This window comes from Flagellimonas taeanensis (genome assembly GCF_003584105.1).
Classification (GTDB): Bacteria; Bacteroidota; Bacteroidia; order Flavobacteriales; family Flavobacteriaceae; genus Flagellimonas; species Flagellimonas taeanensis.
The window spans coordinates 1-1734 of record NZ_QXFO01000020.1; the positions used below are offsets into that span (position 1 = coordinate 1).

Annotated in this window: 1 protein-coding gene; it reads left to right on the top strand. The window is 50.7% G+C overall.

The window, feature by feature from the left end; genetic code table 11:
- Positions 1 to 1734: hypothetical protein (locus tag D2V93_RS18655; protein ID WP_119619429.1), on the top strand; the 1734-nt coding region annotated here is incomplete at both ends.

Genomic DNA, 1734 nt, shown 5'->3' on the forward strand with positions numbered 1-1734 from the left:
TCATTGACCATTCCTGCCGGAACCGTGATCAAGGCCTCTGGAGGTACTGCCGCTTTCATCGGTGTTGAAAGAGGTGCCCAGATTTTCATCAATGGTACTGCTGAAGCTCCTGTGGTGATGACTTCTTCTAGCGAGACTCCTGCCCCTGGCGATTGGGGTGGATTGGTGATTGCAGGTGATGCCCCTACCAACAAAGGGGTGGACGTGACCACTGAGGTAGGTGACCTTACCTATGGTGGTGCCACTGCCGATGACGATTCTGGTTCCATCACCTACCTTCGTGTGGAATATACCGGGGCCACTTTCTCCAACGATAAGGAGTTCAACGGTGTATCCCTCTTCGGTGTTGGTTCAGGAACCACTTTCGAATATGTACAGTCTTTGAATGGTGGTGACGATGGTATCGAGTTCTTCGGAGGCACCGTAAGCGGTAACTACCTTGTATCCATAGGAAGCGGTGACGATTCCATCGACTTCGCAGATGGTTGGACCGGTAACGGAAGCTACTGGTACATCGCTGGTGGTGCAAAAGCAGGTATCGAAGGTTCCAACAACGGGGACAATGGCGATGCCACCCCTGTGACCACGACTACCTTGAGCAACATCACCGTGGTAGGTCCCACCAGTGATGAAGGTGCCCTTTTCTACAAAGAAGGTGGGGGCAGCTTTTCCATCGACAACTTTTATGTGAGCAATGCTCCAGTAGGCATCAATGTAACTGCTAGTGATGCTCCTGCCGGTGTTCGTATTGAAGCTGGTGATTTGGATATCACGAATATTCAATTCGCCAATATTCCAGAAGGGTTCGTTATAACCAATTATGCCGGTGCAAACCAAGCCTTCTATACCGAAGGTATTGCAACAGGAGCCGGAAATGGTGCCAATTCCCCTGATTGGGCGGCTGGCTGGACCATTGGTTTGGAGAACAGCGAAATTATAAGTGAAAACTTGGCCGGTGTAGTTACTGGAGATGTTAGCTTGAGTGCTTCAATCGAATATCTTCTCACAAGTTCTTTCATCGTTAAAGAGGGTGGATCATTGACCATTCCTGCCGGAACCGTGATCAAGGCCTCTGGAGGTACTGCCGCTTTCATCGGTGTTGAAAGAGGTGCCCAGATTTTCATCAATGGTACTGCTGAAGCTCCTGTGGTGATGACTTCTTCTAGCGAGACTCCTGCCCCTGGCGATTGGGGTGGATTGGTGATTGCAGGTGATGCCCCTACCAACAAAGGGGTGGACGTGACCACTGAGGTAGGTGACCTTACCTATGGTGGTGCCACTGCCGATGACGATTCTGGTTCCATCACCTACCTTCGTGTGGAATATACCGGGGCCACTTTCTCCAACGATAAGGAGTTCAACGGTGTATCCCTCTTCGGTGTTGGTTCAGGAACCACTTTCGAATATGTACAGTCTTTGAATGGTGGTGACGATGGTATCGAGTTCTTCGGAGGCACCGTAAGCGGTAACTACCTTGTATCCATAGGAAGCGGTGACGATTCCATCGACTTCGCAGATGGTTGGACCGGTAACGGAAGCTACTGGTACATCGCTGGTGGTGCAAAAGCAGGTATCGAAGGTTCCAACAACGGGGACAATGGCGATGCCACCCCTGTGACCACGACTACCTTGAGCAACATCACCGTGGTAGGTCCCACCAGTGATGAAGGTGCCCTTTTCTACAAAGAAGGTGGGGGCAGCTTTTCCATCGACAACTTTTATGTGAGCAATGCT